Origin of the sequence: Ancylobacter defluvii (assembly GCF_018390605.1) — a bacterium.
In the GTDB taxonomy this organism is placed as follows: domain Bacteria; phylum Pseudomonadota; class Alphaproteobacteria; order Rhizobiales; family Xanthobacteraceae; genus Ancylobacter; species Ancylobacter defluvii.
On the sequence record NZ_JAHBGD010000011.1, the window covers coordinates 74516 to 93483 of the forward strand.

General features: G+C 67.9%; 14 protein-coding genes. 7 read left to right on the plus strand and 7 right to left on the minus strand.

Annotated features, from left to right (window positions below):
* The first annotated feature begins 72 nt into the window (after positions 1-72).
* Positions 73-1014 carry a glutathione synthase gene (gene gshB, locus KHC24_RS07770; RefSeq protein ID WP_213361872.1) on the plus strand — a complete coding sequence of 314 codons (942 nt, stop codon included), beginning with the start codon at positions 73-75 and terminating at the stop codon, positions 1012-1014.
* 39 nt (positions 1015-1053) lie between these two features.
* Here the strand turns inward: gshB and KHC24_RS07775 are convergent, their stop codons facing one another.
* From KHC24_RS07775 to KHC24_RS07795, 5 genes are all read right to left on the minus strand, one after another.
* A complete protein-coding gene (locus tag KHC24_RS07775; protein ID WP_213361874.1) occupies positions 1054-1335 on the minus strand; it encodes a BQ00720 family protein in 282 nt (93 codons plus the stop codon).
* Between the two features lie 61 nt (positions 1336-1396).
* On the minus strand, positions 1397-1819 hold the full coding sequence (locus KHC24_RS07780; protein ID WP_213361875.1) for an Hsp20 family protein: 423 nt from the start codon (positions 1817-1819) through the stop codon (positions 1397-1399).
* 140 nt (positions 1820-1959) lie between these two features.
* Positions 1960-2862 carry a l-ornithine N(alpha)-acyltransferase gene (gene olsB, locus KHC24_RS07785; RefSeq protein ID WP_309299327.1) on the minus strand — a complete coding sequence of 301 codons (903 nt, stop codon included), beginning with the start codon at positions 2860-2862 and terminating at the stop codon, positions 1960-1962.
* A 232-nt stretch (positions 2863-3094) separates the two neighbouring features.
* Positions 3095-3715, minus strand: a complete 621-nt coding sequence (locus KHC24_RS07790) for an alpha/beta hydrolase (RefSeq protein ID WP_213361876.1) — start codon at positions 3713-3715, stop codon at positions 3095-3097.
* A 460-nt stretch (positions 3716-4175) separates the two neighbouring features.
* On the minus strand, positions 4176-5708 hold the full coding sequence (locus tag KHC24_RS07795; RefSeq protein ID WP_213361878.1) for a YifB family Mg chelatase-like AAA ATPase: 1533 nt from the start codon (positions 5706-5708) through the stop codon (positions 4176-4178).
* Positions 5709-5957: 249 nt separating this feature from the next.
* Here KHC24_RS07795 and KHC24_RS07800 point away from each other — a divergent pair, with 249 nt between their 5' ends.
* The 6 genes from KHC24_RS07800 (at position 5958) to KHC24_RS07825 (ending at position 14079) form a co-directional block, all read left to right on the plus strand.
* Positions 5958-6431 carry a formate dehydrogenase subunit gamma gene (locus tag KHC24_RS07800; RefSeq protein ID WP_213361880.1) on the plus strand — a complete coding sequence of 158 codons (474 nt, stop codon included), beginning with the start codon at positions 5958-5960 and terminating at the stop codon, positions 6429-6431.
* Positions 6428-7987 (plus strand): formate dehydrogenase beta subunit, encoded by a 1560-nt coding sequence (locus tag KHC24_RS07805; RefSeq protein WP_213361882.1) that lies wholly within the window; start codon positions 6428-6430, stop codon positions 7985-7987. Before KHC24_RS07800 ends, KHC24_RS07805 begins: the two co-directional genes overlap by 4 nt.
* A gap of 12 nt (positions 7988-7999) precedes the next feature.
* The gene (gene fdhF, locus KHC24_RS07810) at positions 8000-10858 is read left to right on the plus strand and encodes a formate dehydrogenase subunit alpha (protein WP_213361885.1); all 2859 of its coding nucleotides are present in this window, start codon (positions 8000-8002) and stop codon (positions 10856-10858) included.
* A 12-nt stretch (positions 10859-10870) separates the two neighbouring features.
* Positions 10871-11719 (plus strand): formate dehydrogenase accessory sulfurtransferase FdhD, encoded by an 849-nt coding sequence (fdhD, locus tag KHC24_RS07815; protein ID WP_213361886.1) that lies wholly within the window; start codon positions 10871-10873, stop codon positions 11717-11719.
* Positions 11709-11993, plus strand: a complete 285-nt coding sequence (locus tag KHC24_RS07820) for a formate dehydrogenase subunit delta (protein WP_213361888.1) — start codon at positions 11709-11711, stop codon at positions 11991-11993. The genes fdhD and KHC24_RS07820 overlap by 11 nt, the downstream gene beginning before the upstream one ends.
* A gap of 247 nt (positions 11994-12240) precedes the next feature.
* Positions 12241-14079, plus strand: a complete 1839-nt coding sequence (locus KHC24_RS07825; protein ID WP_213361890.1) for a monovalent cation:proton antiporter-2 (CPA2) family protein — start codon at positions 12241-12243, stop codon at positions 14077-14079.
* 174 nt (positions 14080-14253) lie between these two features.
* On the opposite strand, the gene KHC24_RS07830 is transcribed toward KHC24_RS07825, so the two are convergent.
* Positions 14254-16512 carry a mechanosensitive ion channel family protein gene (locus KHC24_RS07830; protein WP_213361892.1) on the minus strand — a complete coding sequence of 753 codons (2259 nt, stop codon included), beginning with the start codon at positions 16510-16512 and terminating at the stop codon, positions 14254-14256.
* A 249-nt stretch (positions 16513-16761) separates the two neighbouring features.
* Positions 16762-18924: a malate synthase G gene (locus tag KHC24_RS07835; RefSeq protein WP_213361893.1), complete on the minus strand. Its 2163-nt coding sequence runs from the start codon at positions 18922-18924 to the stop codon at positions 16762-16764.
* Positions 18925-18968 lie beyond the last annotated feature (44 nt).

An 18968-nucleotide genomic window follows, 5' to 3' on the forward strand; every position in this document is an offset into this window, starting at 1 on the left:
TCGTCCGGCGCGAGGCGGTAAACAGGGGACGAATGCCGCCAAGGCGGTTTCCCCTTTAGGACCTCAGCATCCATGAGCCTCAACGTCGCCGTCCAGATGGACCCGATCGACCGCATCAACTTTGCGGGCGATTCGACCTTCGCCCTCATGCTCGAAGCACAGGCGCGCGGGCACGCGCTTTCCTACTACACGCCCGATACCCTCGCCCTGCGCGACGGCGAGTTGTTTGCCACCGTGCAGCCGGTCGAGGTGCGCGACATCAAGGGCGACCACTTCACCCTCGGCGACAGGCAGCGGGTGCGGGTCGATGGCTTCGATGTGATCCTCATGCGTCAGGATCCGCCCTTCGACATGCACTATGTCACCGCCACCCATCTGCTGGAGCGGGTGCATCCGAAGACGCTGGTGGTGAACGATCCGGCGCATGTGCGCAACGCGCCGGAGAAGATCTTCGTCACCGAGTTCCCGGAACTTATGCCGCCGACGCTGATCACCCGCGACCTCGAGGAGATCAAGGCGTTTCGCGACGAGTTCGGCGACATCGTGGTGAAACCGCTCTACGGCAATGGCGGCGCGGCGGTGTTCCGCCTGACCCGCGATGACCTGAATTTCGGCTCGCTCTACGACCTGTTCGCAACCACCTTCCGCGAACCCTGGGTGGTACAGCGCTTCATTCCCGAGGTCACCCAGGGCGACAAGCGCATCATTCTGGTGGATGGCGTGTTTGCAGGCGCCGTCAATCGCGTGCCGAGCCCGGGCGACCTGCGCTCCAACATGGTGCGCGGCGGCGCGGCGAAGGAGACCGACCTTACTGCGCGCGAGCGGGAAATCTGCGAAGCGCTGGGTCCATCGCTGAAGGCAAAGGGTCTGCTCTTCACCGGCATCGACGTGATCGACGGCAATCTCACCGAGATCAACGTCACCTCACCGACCGGAATCCGCGCCATCCGCCGGCTGGGCGGGCCGGATATCGCCGCGCTGATCTGGGATGCGATCGAAGCGAAGCGGAGCTGACGGGCGCAGGCGCCGTCCGGGAGGACGGCGCCTGGCAGCTCAGTGCACGCTTACCATGACGAGCTCGTTCTGCATGGCGCTGGCAATAGCAGCCTCTCGGCTGTCGGTCAGCATCAACGGCGTGCCATCGGCAGCATGCAGCGTGAAGAGCTTGAGACCCGGCTGCAGCCGGGCTTGCGGGAACAGGCGGGCCGCGTCTTCCGAATCGATCGGGCGCACATAGGCGATGTGGCCGCCGCCGAGGCTGGCAAAGGCCTCCGCCGTCAGGCCGCCGGGCGCACCGCTGGTGGCGGCGGGATCAAGGGTGAATTCGTTGGTCATGGTCCGCGACTCCTTTCCAAGCTGTCGAGACCGGCTCTGGGCACGTTCACTCGTCGCACGTTCACTCGTCGGCTGCTATGGCGATACGCCTAACCACCCGTTCCGGTTCCGGCCGGATGAGATCAACCGATAAAAGACCGTTCTTCAGTTCGGCTCCCAGGACATGCATGCCCTCGGCCAGCACGAATGTGCGCTGGAACTGACGGGCGGCAATGCCTCGGTGAAGAAAGGTCCGCTGAGGCTCCTCGGCCTGACGGCCGCGGATGACGAGTTCCTTTTCCTCGAGCGTCACATCCAGCTGGTCACGGGCGAAGCCGGCGACCGCCAGCGTGATGCGCAGCCGTTCCGGCTGACCCGGCGCGGCGATGCGTTCGACATTGTAGGGCGGGTAGCCGTCCGAGCCCTTTGCGACCCGATCCAGCGCCCGCTCCACCTCGTCGAACCCGAGAAGGAAGGGGCTCGACAGCGTGGGAATGCGCGACATGCTCCCAAAGTCCTTGTCCGAAGCGACTTTGCAGGGTGGGACCCCCAAAGGGCATCCCGTTGCATCGAGATATGGGCAAGGTGGTACTGGGGCGCAAGATGTCGGCCGATGTCGCGCCCAAAGATCGAATCAGTGCGGGCTCAGGCGGCGTAGCGCTCGCCATTCGGGCCGAAATGGCCGAGATAGCGCGGATCGATGCGCTCGATCGGCAGCACGATCAGCACGTCGGTCGTGCCGAACTGGTGGTCGATCACCGCGTCCTGGCCGATCTGGGCGCCGAGGCGCAGATAGCCCTTGATCAGCGGCGGCAGCTCGTTGAGAGCCTTCTTGGCGTCGAGATCGTCCTTCGCCACATTGTCCATCGCCGCCGCGCGGCCGGGCCGCGCGCGGGCGCGCCATTCCGGCTCGGAGGGTGCGAAATGGTGCAGGAAGGCCAGCGGACGCTCCAGCGTCAGCGGATCGGTGCCTTCAAGGCTGGCGCAGCCGAACATCACGTCGATGCGGTGCTGGCGCACATAGGCCCAGATGCCGTGCCAGAGCAGCTCCACCGTGCGTTTGGTGCGATAGGGGCCGAGCACGCAGGAGCGGCCGAGCTCCAGAAAGCGGCGATGCGGATGGCGGGCGAGCAGCGGCGCGATGTCGAACTCGCTGGCGGTATAGAAACCGCCGTGGCGATTGGCGATCTCCTGTCGCAGAAGCCGGTAGGTGCCCACCACCGCTGGCACGCGCCGTCCGCGCACCAGCCGGCACGCATCGTGATCGATCACCAGGAGATGGTCGCAAATGGCGTCGAAGCCGTCGAAGTCGCGGCGGGCGAGGCGGGCGGCGGCGCCGGGCAGTGCCGACATCTCCTCGTAGAACACCTGGTAGCGCAGGCGCTGCGCCCGGCGCACATCGGCGGCGGTGCGGGCGAGCCGTACTTCCAATGAACCGATGCGGCCGAGGCTCACCGGCCCCGGCTCGGCGCGGCTCTCCCGGTGGCGCAGACCGGAATAGGAGCGCAGCGCCGGCATCAGCCGCGACGGGGCGAGCGGGCCGGCCATGCGGCGCATCGGTTCGGCAAAATGGGGAGCGAGTGACGTGGGCAATACCAGACGCAGCGCCGAAGCGAAGGGATTCGGCGTAGGACCGGCCGGATCGTCGGCAAAAGAACGGGTCATGGCGTGCCCCTGAAACTGCCACGTATCATAGTTTCAAGGGGCGACAGAATCACGTTTTTCCAACGGCGATGTGACAGCGGCAGCGTTGCCTTGCCGTACCGTCCTGCTCGGCACTTCACCGTGAATCTCGCGATCCGGCCCATGGCGCTGCGGGATCGGCATTGATGCCGGTGGCGATGAGCGGCCGCAGGTCGAACACGCCGGAAATCGGCAGCACGCCCTGGAAGGGGGCCGTCGGCAGGCTGTGCGCGGTCCAGTCGACGGTCGCCAGGTCGGCGGCGAGATAGCCGCCGGCCGAATGGCCAGAGACCACGATGCGGGTGCGCTCCGCCGGCGCGAGAAGTTCGCGGTAAAGATAGGCGAAGGCGGCACGCACCGCGGGCGCGATGGTGGCGAAAGGCGCCTGCGGGCATAGCGGGTAGCTGGGCAGCGCCACCGAATAGCCGGCGGCGAGGAAGGGCTCGGCGATCCAGGAGAATTCATCCTTCGACCGCGCCCGCCAGAAGCCGCCATGGATGAAGACGAAGGTGCCGCGCGGCTCGGGGGCGCGGAACAGGTCGAGCCGCTCGCGCGGATGCGCGCCATAGGCGACGTCGGCAAGCGGCGGATGCTGCCGGCGGGTGGCTTCGGCATGTGCGGGCCAGGCGCCGTTGATCGTCTTCATGTCCGGCACGGTGAGCGCCAGATTGTACTGGCGTTCGCTGTATTCATTGATGGCGGCGGCCGGCAGGGTCATGGACACATCCTTCGGACGGGGCGACGCAGAGCGATGCCCCGGGTGCCCGCAGGATCGCGGGTACTGAGCGGGGCGGCGGCCGGCTTCGGCTGGAGGAGCATCGCCGGGGCGAGATTTACGGACGCCCTTGCATAAAAGGCTCCGCGGTTTCGTTCAAATGGGCTGGCGGATAGGGGCCTCGACGGCGAGCGACTGAAGGCGCCGGATCGCAGGGGCCGGAGGCTTGGAGGGGGCTGCCGGCGCTGTAGCCGGAAATGGCCGATCGCACCCTGCCAGCGATCGGGCGCAGTGACGGTATGCAGGGCAGGCCGTGTGCAAGGTTGGTGGCTTGAAACCGGGAAGCTGGTGGCCCGGCGCCATGCCGACAAGGCAGCTGCGGGCCCTTTGCCGGACCTTGGCACGCACTGCCCGCACTCCCGTCGATCCGGAACGCTTCGCGGCTGCGGCGGCGTTTCCGGCATTATGCCGCGGCGGTGGTGCGGTCGGCGCCGACGCGATAGGCCAAGGCTTCGGCGATATGGGTGCGCCCAACCGTTTCGGATCCGGAAAGATCGGCAAGGGTGCGCGCGACCCGGAGCACACGGTGATAGCCGCGCGCCGACAGCCGCATGATGCGCGCCGCATCGGTGAGCAGCGCGGTGCCGTTGCTGTCGGGGGTGGCGATCTCCTCCAATATCGGGCCGGAGGCCTGGGCGTTGGTGGTCAGGTCCGGCCGGCCGAGGGCGGCGAAGCGCTCGGCCTGCATCGCCCGCGCAACCGCCACCCGCCGGGCGACGCCGGCACTCGATTCCGTCGGCGCCGGCCGTACCAGATCCACCGCGGACACTGCCGGCACGTCGAGATGCAGGTCGATGCGGTCGAGGAAGGGGCCGGAAAGCCGTGCCTGATAATCGCCCGCGCAGCGCGGGCCGCGCCGGCAGGTGAAGCCGGGCTCGCCGGCCCGCCCGCAGCGGCAGGGATTCATCGCCGCCACCAGCTGGAACCGGGCCGGATAGGTGACGCGGTGGTTGGCGCGGGCGATGAAGGCGTCGCCGGTCTCCAAGGGCTGGCGCAGCGCGTCGAGCACCGAGGGCTGGAACTCCGGCAGCTCATCGAGGAACAGCACGCCATTATGGGCGAGCGACACCTCGCCGGGCCGGGCGCGGTTGCCGCCGCCGACCATCGCCGCCATCGAGGCGGAATGGTGCGGGGCGCGGAACGGTCGCCGGTCGGTCAGCGCGCCGGATTGCAGCGTGCCGGCCACCGAGGCGATCATCGAGACCTCCAGCAGCTCCACCGGCGACAGCGGCGGCAGGATCGAGGGCAGGCGCTGCGCCAGCATCGACTTGCCGGCGCCGGGCGGGCCGCAGAACAGCAGATTGTGGCTGCCGGCGGCGGCCACCTCCAATGCCCGCCGGGCGGTCTCCTGCCCGCGCACGTCCGAGAGGTCCGGCAGCGCGGCGCCGGCGGCGTCCAGCCGGGGCTCCGGCCGGGTAAGCCGCTGCCGGCCGGCGAGATGGCCGACCAGCTGGATGAGCGAGGAGGGCGCCAGCACTGGCATGTCGGGGCTGGCCCAGGCGGCCTCCTGGCCGCATTCCGCCGGGCAGATGAGGCCGTGGCCGCGGGCATTGGCGCCGATCGCCGCCGGCAGCACCCCGGCCACCGCGGCGACGCGGCCATCGAGCGCCAGCTCGCCGACCACGGTGAAACCTTCCAGCGCCTCGGCGGGAACCGCGCCGATGGCCGCCATCAGGCCGAGCGCGATCGGCAGATCATAGTGGCTGCCCTCCTTGGGCAGGTCGGCGGGGGCAAGATTGACGGTGATGCGCTTGGGCGGCAAAGCGAGGCCGGAGGCGATCAGCGCCGCGCGCACCCGCTCCTTCGCCTCGGTGACCGCCTTGTCGGCGAGGCCGACCAGATTGAAGGCCGGCAGGCCGGGGCTGACCTGAACCTGCACGTCGACCGGGCGCGCCTCGATGCCCTCGAACGCCACCGTCGCCACCCGCTGGACCATCAAGCTCCCGATCACGTCTTCGCGCGGTCTCGCCGCGCTTTCCAGCCCCGAAACCCTAATTCTACGGTGCGGAAACCCGACGTCAAGAACATTAAGGGAACGAATTCGACGAATTCACCCGCTCGCGAAACGGCGTCGTGCGCCTTCGATAGAACCTTTCTATCAAGAGACGGAACGCCGGAATTGATTTCCGTCAAGTCAGGGACGATGTTCTCCATTGGAAAACTTTAAAAGAAGGTCCGGGAGAAGATGCCGCACTACGAGCCATGGAGCGAAGAGCGGGCGCAGGCCGTGATCGGCGAGTTCGTTCATCTCGAAGGCCCGCTCATGCCGATGCTCCACGCGGTGCAGGAAACGTTCGGTTATGTGCCGGACGCGGTGGTGCCGATGCTTGCCGAACGCCTGAACGTCTCGCGCGCCGAAGTCCACGGCGTGGTAACCTTCTATCACGATTTCCGGCATGAGCCCGCCGGCCAGCACGTGCTTAAGCTGTGCCGCGCCGAGGCCTGCCAGGCTGCCGGCGGCGACGCCCTCGCCGCCCATGCCGAGCACAAGCTCGGCTGCAAGCTCGGCGAGACCACCGCCGACGGCCGCGTCACCGTCGAGCCGATCTACTGCCTCGGCCTGTGCGCCACCGCGCCTTCCGCCATGCTCGACGGCCGCATCGTCGCCCGTCTTAACGAGCGTCGCCTCGACGCGCTGATCTCGGAGGCGCAGTCGTGAGCATCCGCATCTACGTTCCCAAGGACGCCTGCGCCATCGCCTGCGGCGCCGACGAGGTGGTCGAAGCCATCGAGGCCGCGGCCCTCGCCCGCAAGCAGCCGGTCGAGATCGTGCGCACCGGCTCGCGCGGCATGCTGTGGCTGGAGCCGCTGGTCGAAGTGGCGACCCCGGAAGGCCGCATCGCCTATGGCCCGGTGGAGGAAGGCGACGTCGAGGGCCTGTTCGAGGCCGGCTTCCTCACGGGGGCCACGCATGCGCTGCGCATCGGCAAGCCGGAGGAGCACCCCTTCCTGGCGAAGCAGACCCGCCTAACCTTCGCCCGCTGCGGCATCATCGACCCGGCCTCCTACGCCGACTATGTCGCCCATGGCGGCTATAAGGGCCTTGAGCGCGCACTGGCGCTCGGCCCGACGGAGATCATCGAGGAAGTCAAGAAGTCCGGCCTGCGCGGCCGCGGCGGCGCCGGCTTCCCGACCGCCATCAAGTGGAAGACCGTCGCCGACGCGCAGGCGGACCGCAAATACATCGTCTGCAACGCCGACGAGGGCGACAGCGGCACCTTCGCCGACCGCATGATCATGGAGGGCGACCCCTTCCAGCTGATCGAGGGCATGACCATTGCCGGCATCGCGGTGGGCGCCACCAAGGGCTTCGTCTACACCCGCTCGGAATATCCGCACGCCATCTGGGCGATGGAGAAGGCGATCGAGGCGGCGCGCGCCCACGGCATGCTCGGCGTTAACATCGCCGGCTCGCAGCACAGCTTCGACATGGAAGTACGCATGGGCGCCGGCGCCTATGTGTGCGGCGAGGAGACCGCGCTGCTCGACAGCCTCGAGGGCGGTCGCGGCACGGTGCGCGCCAAACCGCCGCTGCCGGCGCATAAGGGCCTGTTCCAGAAGCCGACGGTGATCAACAACGTGCTGTCGCTGGTGGCGGTGCCGCATATTCTTGCCGACGGCGCGCAGAAATACGCCGATTTCGGCATGGGGCGCTCGCGCGGCACGATGCCGGTGCAGATCGCCGGCAATGTGAAGTTCGGTGGCCTGTTCGAGACCGCCTTCGGCATCACCCTCGGCGAGCTGATCAACGACATTGGCGGCGGCACGGCGTCCGGCCGCCCGGTGAAGGCGGCGCAGGTGGGCGGCCCGCTCGGCGCCTATGTGCCGACCTGGCAGTTCGACCTGCCCTTCGACTACGAGGCCTTCGCGGCCAAGGACGCGCTGATCGGCCATGGCGGCATCGTGGTGTTCGACGAGACCGCCGACATGGTGAAGATGGCCCGCTTCGCCATGGAGTTCTGCTCGGTGGAGAGCTGCGGCAAGTGCACGCCCTGCCGCATCGGCTCCACCCGCGGCATCGAGGTCATCGACCGTATCGTCGCCGGCGAGCGCCGGGAGCAGAACCTCGTGGTGCTGAAGGATCTCTGCCAGACCATGAAGCTCGGCTCGCTCTGCGCGCTGGGCGGCTTCACGCCCTATCCGGTGTTGAGTGCTCTCACCCATTTCCCCGAAGAATTCGGCGACACCCCGCGCCGCCTCGAAGCCGCTGAATGAGGAGGACGCTGCATGTCTCTCGTCCATGAGATCGACTACGGTACGCCCGCCCCCAAGACCGACAAGATGGTGACGCTCACCATCGACGGCGTCGAGGTCACGGTCGCGGAAGGCACATCCATCATGCGCGCGGCGATGGAGATGGGGACGCAGATCCCCAAGCTCTGCGCCACCGACATGCTGGACGCCTTCGGCTCCTGTCGCCTGTGCCTGATCGAGATCGAGGGCCGCAACGGCACCCCGGCCTCCTGCACCACGCCGGTGGCGCCGGGCATCAAGGTGCACACCCAGACGCCGCGTCTCGCCCAGCTGCGCAAGGGCGTGATGGAGCTCTACATCTCCGACCACCCGCTGGACTGCCTCACCTGCGCCGCCAATGGCGACTGCGAGCTGCAGGACATGGCCGGTGCGGTCGGCCTGCGCGAGGTGCGCTACGGCATGGAGGGTGCGAACCATTTCGCCCCGACCTCCGAGCTCGTCATGCCGAAGGACGAGTCGAACCCCTATTTCACCTATGACCCGGCCAAGTGCATCGTCTGCAATCGCTGCGTGCGCGCCTGCGAGGAAGTGCAGGGCACCTTCGCGCTGACCATCTCCGGCCGTGGCTTCGACAGCCGCGTGTCGCCCGGCCAGTCGGAAGCCTTCCTCACCTCGGAATGCGTGTCCTGCGGCGCCTGCGTGCAGGCCTGCCCGACTGCCACCCTCTCCGAGAAGCGGCTGATCGAGATCGGCACGCCCGAGCATTCGGTGGTCACCACCTGCGCCTATTGCGGCGTCGGCTGCACCTTCAAGGCGGAAATGCGCGGCCAGGAAGTGGTGCGCATGGTGCCGTGGAAGGAAGGCAAGGCCAATCGCGGCCATAGCTGCGTCAAGGGCCGCTTCGCCTGGGGCTACGCGATGCACAAGGATCGCGTGCTCAACCCGATGATCCGTGCCAAGGTCACCGATCCGTGGCGCGAAGTGTCGTGGGACGAGGCGATCACCCACACCGCCAATGAGCTGAAGCGCATCCAGGGGACCTATGGCCGCCGTTCCGTGGGCGGCATCACCTCCTCGCGCTGCACCAACGAAGAAGCCTATCTCGTCCAGAAGATCATCCGCGCCGGCTTCGGCACCAACAATGTCGATACCTGCGCCCGCGTCTGCCACTCGCCGACCGGCTATGGCCTCAACCAGGCGTTCGGCACCTCCGCCGGCACGCAGGACTTCGATTCGGTCGAGGATTCCGACGTCATCCTGATCATCGGCGCCAACCCGACCGACGGCCACCCGGTGTTCGGCTCGCGCATGAAGAAGCGCCTGCGCGACGGCGCCAAGCTGATCGTCGTTGATCCGCGCCGCATCGACATGGTGCGCTCGCCGCACATCAAGGCGGATTTCCACCTGCCGCTGCAGCCCGGCACCAACGTCGCCATCGTGACCTCGCTCGCCCATGTCATCGTGACCGAAGGCCTGGTCGACGAGACCTTCGTGCGCGAGCGCTGCGACTGGGACGAGTTCCAGGACTGGGCCGAGTTCGTCGCCGACGAACGCCACTCGCCGGAAGCCGTCGCCCAGTATACCGGCGTGCCGCCGGAGCTGATCCGCGGCGCTGCCCGGCTGTTCGCCACCGGCGGCAATGCGGCGATCTATTACGGCCTCGGCGTCACCGAGCACTCGCAGGGTTCGACCACGGTGATGGCGATCGCCAACCTCGCCATGGCGACCGGCAATATCGGCCGTCGCGGCGTCGGCGTGAACCCGCTGCGCGGCCAGAACAACGTGCAGGGCTCCTGCGACATGGGCTCGTTCCCGCACGAGCTGCCGGGCTACCGCCACATCTCCGACGACGCCACCCGCGCGACCTTCGAAGCCATGTGGGGCCGTCCGCTCGATCCCGAGCCCGGCCTGCGCATCCCCAACATGCTGGACGCCGCCGTCGAGGGCACCTTCAAGGCGCTCTACGTGCAGGGTGAGGACATCCTGCAGTCCGACCCCGACACCAAGCATGTCGCCGCCGGCCTCGCCGCCATGGAGCTGGTGATCGTGCAGGACCTGTTCCTGAACGAGACCGCCAACTACGCCCATGTGTTCCTGCCCGGCTGCACCTTCCTGGAGAAGGACGGCACCTTCACCAATGCCGAGCGCCGCATCCAGCTGGTGCGCAAGGTGATGGCGCCGAAGAACGGCTATGGCGACTGGGAAGTGACCCAGCTGCTCGCCCGCGCCATCGGCATGGACTGGAACTACACCCACCCGTCCGAGATCATGGACGAGATCGCCGCGCTGACCCCGACCTTCGCCGGGGTGTCGTTCAAGCGTCTCGACGAGCTCGGTTCGGTGCAGTGGCCTTGCAACGACGCGAACCCGGAAGGTGTGCCGATCATGCACATCGAGAGTTTCGCGCGCGGCAAGGGCAAGTTCGTCGTCACCGAATATGTGCCGACCGACGAGCGTTCCGGCGCCCGCTTCCCGCTGCTGCTCACCACCGGCCGCATCCTGTCCCACTACAATGTCGGCGCGCAGACCCGCCGCACCGACAATGTCGCCTGGCACCCGGAAGATTTGCTGGAGATCCACCCGCACGATGCCGAGCAGCGCGGCGTGCGCGACGGCGACTGGGTGCGCATCGACAGCCGTGCCGGGTCCACCACCCTGCGGGCGGAAATCACCGACCGCGTGGCGCCGGGCGTGGTCTACACCACCTTCCACCACCCGACGACGCAGGCCAATGTCGTCACCACCGACTTCTCGGACTGGGCGACCAACTGCCCTGAGTTCAAGGTGACGGCGGTGCAGGTGGCTCGCTCCAACGGGCCGTCGCAGTGGCAGGAGGATTATGACGCCTTCGCACGCCAGAGCCGCCGCATCGCCGTCGAAGCGGCGGAGTGATAGCATAGCGCGATGATCCCGCCGGTTGTCCGCGTTCCCCGTCTCGCCTGCACGCCGAAAGGCGCGCAGGCGGGCGAGCGCGCCATTCCCGAGGAGACGCCGGTTGCCATTGTCCATAACGGCTCCACCTATGCCGTGATGATGGCGACGCCGGCCGATCTGGAAGATTTCGGCATCGGCTTCAGCCTGACCGAGGGCGTGATCGACCGCCTTGCCGATGTCGAGGACCTCGAGCTTCTCGAATTTGACGAGGGGGTTGAGGTGCGGCTGTGGATCAATGCCGAGCGGGCCGGGCAGATGGTGGCGCGGCGTCGGCAGATCGCCGGGCCGACCGGCTGCGGGCTGTGCGGGGTGGAAAGTCTCGAACTGGCGGTGAAGCCGGCGCGGGCTGTCGGCGCGGGCCGGGTCTTCGCGCCGGCCGACATTTCCCGCGCCATCGCTGCATTGCCGCCGGCACAGCTGCTCAACCATGCCACCCGCGCCGTGCATGCCGCGGCGTTCTGGGAGCCGGAGGCCGGGCTGGTCGCGGTGCGCGAGGATGTCGGGCGTCACAACGCGCTCGACAAGCTGGTCGGCCATCTGGTGCGGCAGCCGCGGATGGCGACGGAAAACCCGGCGTCGCGCGGCATCGTGCTGCTGACCAGCCGGGTGTCGATCGAGATGATCCAGAAGACCGCGATGCTCGGGGCCTCGGTGCTGGTGGCGGTCTCGGCGCCGACGGCGCTGGCGGTGCGCACGGCCGAGGCGGCGGGCATCACCCTCGCGGCGATCGCGCGGGACGACGGATTTGAAGTCTTTACCCATCCGCAGCGCATCGCGACCGGCGGATCCAACACGGAGACCGTTCCCCATGTCGCATGATTCGCATGACAGCCTGCCGCGGCTGATCTACATGGCGAACCAGATCGGCGCCTTCTTCGAGTCCCAGAAGCACGACAAGGCGGTGGTCGGCATCGCCAAGCATATCAAGGACTTCTGGGAACCGCGCATGCGCGCCAAGATCGAAGACCACATCGCCGCCGGCGGCGACGGCCTGAAGCCGCTGGTCGTCGAATCGCTCAAGACGCTGCCGCCGGTGAAGCGCACCGATATCCCGGTGGCCCGCCCTTCCGAGTCGCTGCCCGCGCATCACTGAGCGGGTCTCGCCAGCTTCCCTTTTGTCACGTCGCCACGCCCGCATGGATCGTCCATGCGGGCGTTTTGTTGGCGTTTTGCAGGGCGATTCGGCTAGACGCCTTCTGTCCGGTCGCGAAAGGTGATCCCATGGCTACGGCGCCATTCGGCCGCGTCGCGACCATTGTTCCGCCATGGCCGGGGGGCATCGGAATACGGGGGCGCCGGACCGGTGGCAACGGGCTGGTCGCGGAACGGAGTGAGTGGGAATGCACGGCGACGGGTATGGGCTGCTGATCTCGGCGCTGGTGTTCCTGTTGGCGCTAGTGGTGGCGGTTCCCCTCGCCCGGCGGCTCGGCCTCTCGCCCATCGTCGGCTATCTGGTCGCCGGCATTGCCATCGGCCCCTCTGGCCTCGGGGCGATCCGCGACCCCGAGCGCATCATCACCGTGGCCGAGATCGGCGTGGTGCTGCTGCTGTTCGTCATCGGGCTCGAGCTGAAACTGTCGCGGCTGCTGGCGCTGCGCCGGGCGATCTTCGGCATCGGCGCCGCGCAGCTGATCTTCACCGGCGGCTCGATCGCCGTGCTGGCGCACTATGCCGGCAAGGATTTCGACTGGCGCGCCGGCGCCATCGCCGGGCTGGCGCTCGCCTTGTCGGCCACCTCCATCGCCCTGCAGCTGCTGGAGGAGAAGAACGGGCTCGCGCAGCCCTACGGCCAGCGGGCCTTCGCGGTGCTGCTGTTCCAGGACATGGCAGTGGTGCCGCTGATCGCCTTCATGCCGCTGATGGTGCCGGGCACCCATGAAGGGCAATCCATCCTCGATTCGCTGCGCGATGTCGGCATCGTGCTGGCGGCGGTGGCGGTGGTGATCGGGGTCGGCCGCTATCTGCTGACGCCGCTGTTCCAGATCCTCGCCCGCAGCCATGCCCGCGAGGTGATGACCGCGGCGGCGCTGCTGGTGGTGCTCGGCGCCGGCGCGCTGATGGCCTCTGTCGGCATGTCGATGGCGATGGGCGCCTTCCTCGCCGGGGTGATGCTGTCGGAATCCAGCTTCCGCCATGAGCTGGAGGCTAATGTCGACGCGTTTCGCGGGCTGCTGATCGCGCTGTTCTTCATGAGCATCGGCATGTCGATGAATCTCGACGTTGTGCTCGCCAATGCGCCGCTGCTGATCCTGGGGACGCTGCTGGTCACCTTGGTGAAGGCGGTATCGGTCTGGGCGGTGTTCCATCTGTCGGAGGGCTCGGAGGCGGATTCGGTACGGGCCGCCTCGGTGCTCACCTCGGCGGGCGAGTTCTCCTTCGTGCTGTTCCCGCTCGCCCTCGGGCTCGGCCTGATCACCGCCCAGCAGGCGGATCTGCTCTCCGCCTGCGCGGCGATGACCATGATGCTGGGCCCGCCGGTGGCGCTGATCGGCGAGCGCATCGCCCGCAAGCTGGAGCGCCGCGACATCACGGTGCCGAAGCCGGACGATTTCTCTGACGCGCATGGTTCGGTGCTGGTGGTCGGCTTCGGCCGCTTCGGCCAGATCGTCTCGCAATGCCTGCTGACCCAGGGCATGGAGGTGACGATCATCGACAACGATGTTGAGATGATCCAGAGCGCCGGCCGCTTCGGCTTCCGCATCTATTACGGCGACGGCACCCGGCTCGACGTGCTGCGCGCGGCGGGGGCCGAGCGGGTGCGGGTGGTGGCGGTGTGCGTCGACCATCGCGAGACGGCAGATCGCATCGTCGAAATCCTCAAGATGAACGTCCCGCACGTGCAACTGCATGTGCGCGCCTATGATCGAACCCACAGCCTCGCCCTCAAGGCGAAGGGGGTCGACTATGAAATCCGCGAGACCTTCGAATCCGCGCTGGCCTTCGGCAATGCGACGCTGAGGGCCAATGGCGTGGCGGTCGAAGCGGCCCGCCACATCATCGCCGAGGTGCGCGAGCTCGACCGCCAGCGGCTGCAGCGGCAGATGGAGGGCGGCATCGATTACGGCCCCGGCCGCATGGCCGCCGAGCCCGAGCCGCTGGTGCCGCCCGAGCGCGAGGCGCATGCGCTCAATCCCGAGGCGGAGGACGCACTGCGCCACGAGACCGAGTTTTCCGGCTAGAGCCCGTTCCCGCCACGAAAGCCGAAAGGCCTTCGCGACGGGGACAAGCTTCAGCTTGTTCTATCGAAAGCGCTTCCCTGACGATCAGGCGATTTCACCTGATCGGAAAGGGGTTTGGGCTGCCCGATTGTCGGGCGGCGAGGCCGTCGCGGCGCGGCGACCGCGGCCTGGCGTTCAGCTCGCCGCGGCTTCCGCCGCCACCTTCTCGGCGAGATCGTTGGCGGCCTTGCGGCTGGCCGCGGCGGCACCGGCCGGATCGCCGGTCGTCATGGACTGCACCGAGACGGTGTTGTTGGCGAACTCGATGCCCTGCTGCGGCAGGGTGCGGATCATCCGCTTGACCGCCTCGCGCTGGATCACCGTGGGCCGGGTCGGCTTCACGGTGAACTTGAACCGCACCACCAGGGCGTTGTCGGCGATATCGGCCACGCCCTGCATCTTCAGCGGCATCAGGAAATCGTCCTTGTATTCGGGGTCGTCCTGCAGCTCGATGCCGATCTTCTTCACCGTCTTGCGCAGCTTCTCGATATCGGTGTCGCGGGTGAAGCGCAGGTTGAACTTCAGCGTCGACCAGTCGCGGCTGAAATTGGTGATCTGGCCGAGCTGGCCGAAGGGGATGGTGTGCACCATGCCGTTCTGGTGGCGCAGCTTCAGCGAGCGCAGGGTGAAGCCCTCCACCGTGCCCTTGGCCTTGCCGCAGTCGATATATTCGCCGACCCGGAAGGCATCGTCGACGAGGTAGAACACGCCGGAGACGATGTCCTTCACCAGCGTCTGGCTGCCGAAGGAGATGGCGAGGCCGACAATGGAGGCGCCGGCGATCAGCGGTGTGATGTTGATGCCGAGCTGCGACAGCACGGTCAGCGCCGCCATGACGACAATGGCGAGCAGCATGGTGACCCGCAGCAACGGCATCAGCGTGCTCATGCGCGAGGCGGTGGTCGGGGCCGCGGCGGGGTCCTCGGTATCCTGGTGGCCAGGAAGGCCGCTGGCGACCGGGGCGGCGTAGAGCTTGGTGAAGTATTCCACCGCCTGCCAGGCGCAATAGGCGCCGAGCAGGATGGCACCCGCCGGCAGTGCTGCCGCCGCCAGCGCATTGTAGCCGCTCATATCCATCATGCCGACGCCATGCACCGCCCAGATGCGGAACAGCAGCGACAGCGCGCCGAGCAGGATGGCGACCCGCACGCAGCGCATCAGCGCCTCGATCGCCCGCTCGCGCCGGGAATGACTGACGTCCATGTCGAGGCGCATCAGGCGGCAGACCTTGTCCATGAAGGATTCCACCACCAGAAGCCCGATCAGCACGTTCAGCGTCATCATGATTGCCTCATGCACGCCATTGGCGGTGGTGAGGGCACCATAGACGCGGGCCATGCCGAGTACGAGGAAGAACGGTATGGCGATGACCAGCCAGAACCGCGCGACGCTGGCAACCAACGGCCCCGGCTTGCCGCCCTGGCTGAGGCCATGGAACCACTTCGCCACCGGCTCGCGGATCGCGACCGACGCGCCAATGATCAGGCCGGTGAGCACCAGTGAGTTGATGAGCGTGGCGCAGGCGATCACCAGCGGCGGCGACTGGATGCCGTCGAGAATGCGGCGGATATCGGAGAGCAGGATCGCCACCAGGATCACCGCCGAGGTCCAGCGATAGATCTTCAGCGCCCCGGCGTCGTCGATCTCGGCGAGCCGTGCCTGCGGCAGGTTCGGCCGCAGGGCGATGCGGAACACCAACAGATAGAGCCGCCAGTAGAACACGCTGGTCAGCACCAGGAAGCCGAAATGCGCCTGCGGCACGCCATCCTCGAAGAAGCCGACGATCATCGCATGCGTCGCCAGCCACAGGCCGGCAAGGATCACCACATCGAGGCTGACCAGCGCCGCGAGAGCCCACATCGAGGCGGCGCCGGTCACCCGGTTGGCGAGATGGCGCCGCGCCGGGCGCAAAGCGAGGCGCAGCAGGCCCTCGGTGCCGAGCGCCACGGCGACACAGGCGGCCAAGAGCAGCAGGAAGCGGCCGGGCTCGCGGCCATGGTTCAAATCGGCGCTGAGTATGTGGGGAATGCGGCCGGCCTGCTCGATCAGCGCCGGGAATTCCGCCAGCACATCGTCGCTGCGGTCGAGGACCTCGATGAACTTTTCGCTCATCGGCTCCTCATGGGTCATGCTCATCATCGGAGCCGGAGCCGGCGCCGGTTCCGAGGCCGGCGCCTCCGGCTTCCCGGCGGCGGCGGTTCCCGCCGGCGGGCTGGCGACCGGCGCCGCGGCACCGGTCTTCAACCGTTCCACCACCGCCGTGCTGAGCGAATCCACCAACTGGTCGAATTGCTGCTGGCTGAGCGGGGCGGGTGCCGGGGTCTGGGCGGCGATGGGCGCCGCCGGCAGGAGCAGAAACGGGAGAGCGAGAACGACGCGACGCAGGAGGTTCATGGAGCCTTGGCCGGGCAATGGACCGCCACGTCAAGCGCTTCAGCCGGTCGACCGCCCCGGCGGAGTGCCGCGGGCTGGGCCCCGAATTCAGCGGCCGCTTCGAGGCAGTCGTTTCGGTGCGGCAGGCCACTATCGACCGCGATGCTTCGCCTGTCCATTGGGAATGCAAGCAACCTCCCCCGGGCATCGGCGCGAGGGGCCGGGGAGGATCGGTGGCGGGCGGCACCGCGTTGCGCCGAGGCGGTAGGCTCAGGCGGCTTTGGCCTCGCGGCGGCGGCGGTGGAGAATGAACTCCGTATAGCCGTTCGGCTGAGTGCGGCCCTCGAGGATCAGGTCGCGCGCGGCGCGGAAGGCGAAGCCATCATAGGACGGGGCCATCGGCACATAGGCCGGGTCGCCTTCATTCTGGCCGTCGACCACCTTGGCCATGCGCTTGAGGGTCTCCTCGACCTGCTCGCGCGTCACCACCCGGTGCAGCAGCCAGTTGGCGACGTGCTGCGAGGAGATGCGCAGCGTGGCGCGGTCTTCCATCAGCCCGACATCGTGGATGTCCGGCACCTTGGAGCAGCCGACCCCCTGGTCGATCCAGCGCACCACATAGCCGAGGATGCCCTGGATGTTGTTGTCGAGCTCCTCCTGCACCGCGGCGGGCTCCCAGTTGCCGCGATCGACCACCGGCACGGTGAGCAGGTCGCGGCGTGCGGCCGGCTTGCGGTGGCGCAGTTCCGCCTGCCGGGCGAAGACGTCGACCTTGTGATAGTGCAGGGCGTGTAGCGTCGCCGCGGTCGGGGAAGGCACCCAAGCGGTGTTGGCGCCGGCCAGCGGATGCACGATCTTCTGCACCAGCATGTCGGCCATGCGGTCCGGCATCGCCCACATGCCCTTGCCGATCTGGCCCTTGCCGTCGAGATGGGCTTTGAGCCCGACATCGACATTGTTGTCCTCATAGGCCTTGATCCAGACCTGCGCCTTCATCTCGTTTTTGCGGACCATCGGGCCCGCCTCGATCGAGGTGTGGATCTCGTCGCCGGTGCGGTCGAGGAAGCCGGTATTGATGAAGACGACGCGCTCGCGCGCCTCATGGATGGCGGCGGCGAGATTGGCGCTGGTGCGGCGCTCCTCGTCCATGATGCCGATCTTCAGCGTCGTCGGCGCCATGCCGAGCAGCGCCTCGACGCGGGCGAACAGCTCCACCGCGAAGCCGACCTCCTCGGGCCCGTGCATCTTCGGCTTGACGATGTAGACCGAGCCGGTGCGGCTGTTGTGCAGCGGGCCGGTGCCCTTGAGATCGTGCAGCGCGATGAGCGAGGTCACCGCCGCGTCGAGAATCGCCTCCGGGATCTCGTCGCCATCGGCGCCGCGCACCGCGTCGGTCATCATATGGTGGCCGACATTGCGCACCAGCAGCAGGCTGCGCCCATGCAGCACCTTGGTGCCGCCATCCGGCGCAGTGTAGGCGCGGTCCTGCGCCAGATGGCGTTCCACCGTCGCGCCGCCCTTGTCGAAATGGGCGCTGAGCGTGCCCTTCATCAGGCCGAGCCAGTTGCGGTAGACGAGGATCTTGTCGGCGGCATCCACCGCGGCGACGCTGTCCTCGCAATCGATGATGGTGGTGACCGCCGCTTCGACGATGACGTCGGCGATGCCGGCGGCATCGGTGGCGCCGATGCGGGTGGCGCGGTCGATCTTCAATTCGACGTGCAGGCCGTGATTGACCAGCAGCACCGCGGCGGGCGTCGCGGCGTCCCCGGCATGGCCGGCGAACTGCGCGGTATCGGCGAGGCCGGCGATGGCGCCGGAGGCCAGCGTCACCTGGAGCGCGCCGTCGGCGACGGCATAGGCGGTGGCGTCGAGATGCGAGCCGACGGTCAGCGGGAAGGTCTCGTCGAGGAACGCGCGGACCTTGGCGACCACCAGCGCGGCGCGCACCGGGTTGAAGCCGCCGCCGCGGGTGGCGCCGCCCTCCTCCGGCAACGCGTCGGTGCCGTAGAGCGCGTCATAGAGGCTGTTCCAGCGCGCATTGGCGGCGTTCAGCGCATAGCGGGCATTGGTGATCGGCACCACCAGCTGCGGGCCGGGAATGCGGGCGAGCTCGTCGTCGACATTCTGCGTCGCCACCGCGACCGCGTCCGGCTCGGGGAGCAGATAGCCGATGTCGCTGAGGAAGGTCTCGTACTCAGCCGGATCGATGCTGCGCCCCTTATGGGTGCGGTGCCAGTCGTCGATCACCGTCTGCAGCGCGTCGCGCTTGGCCAGCAGCGTGCCGTTGCGGGGGGCGAACTCGCCGACGATCTCGGCGAAACCCTGCCAGAAGGCGGCGGGGTCGATGCCGGTGCCGGGAATGGCCTCGTCGTTGACGAAGGCGTAGAGGTCGGCGTCGATGTGAAGGCCGGCGATGTCAACGGTGCTCATGATTTGGCGTACTCCGAGCATTTGGCCGGCGCCCACGCCGGCAG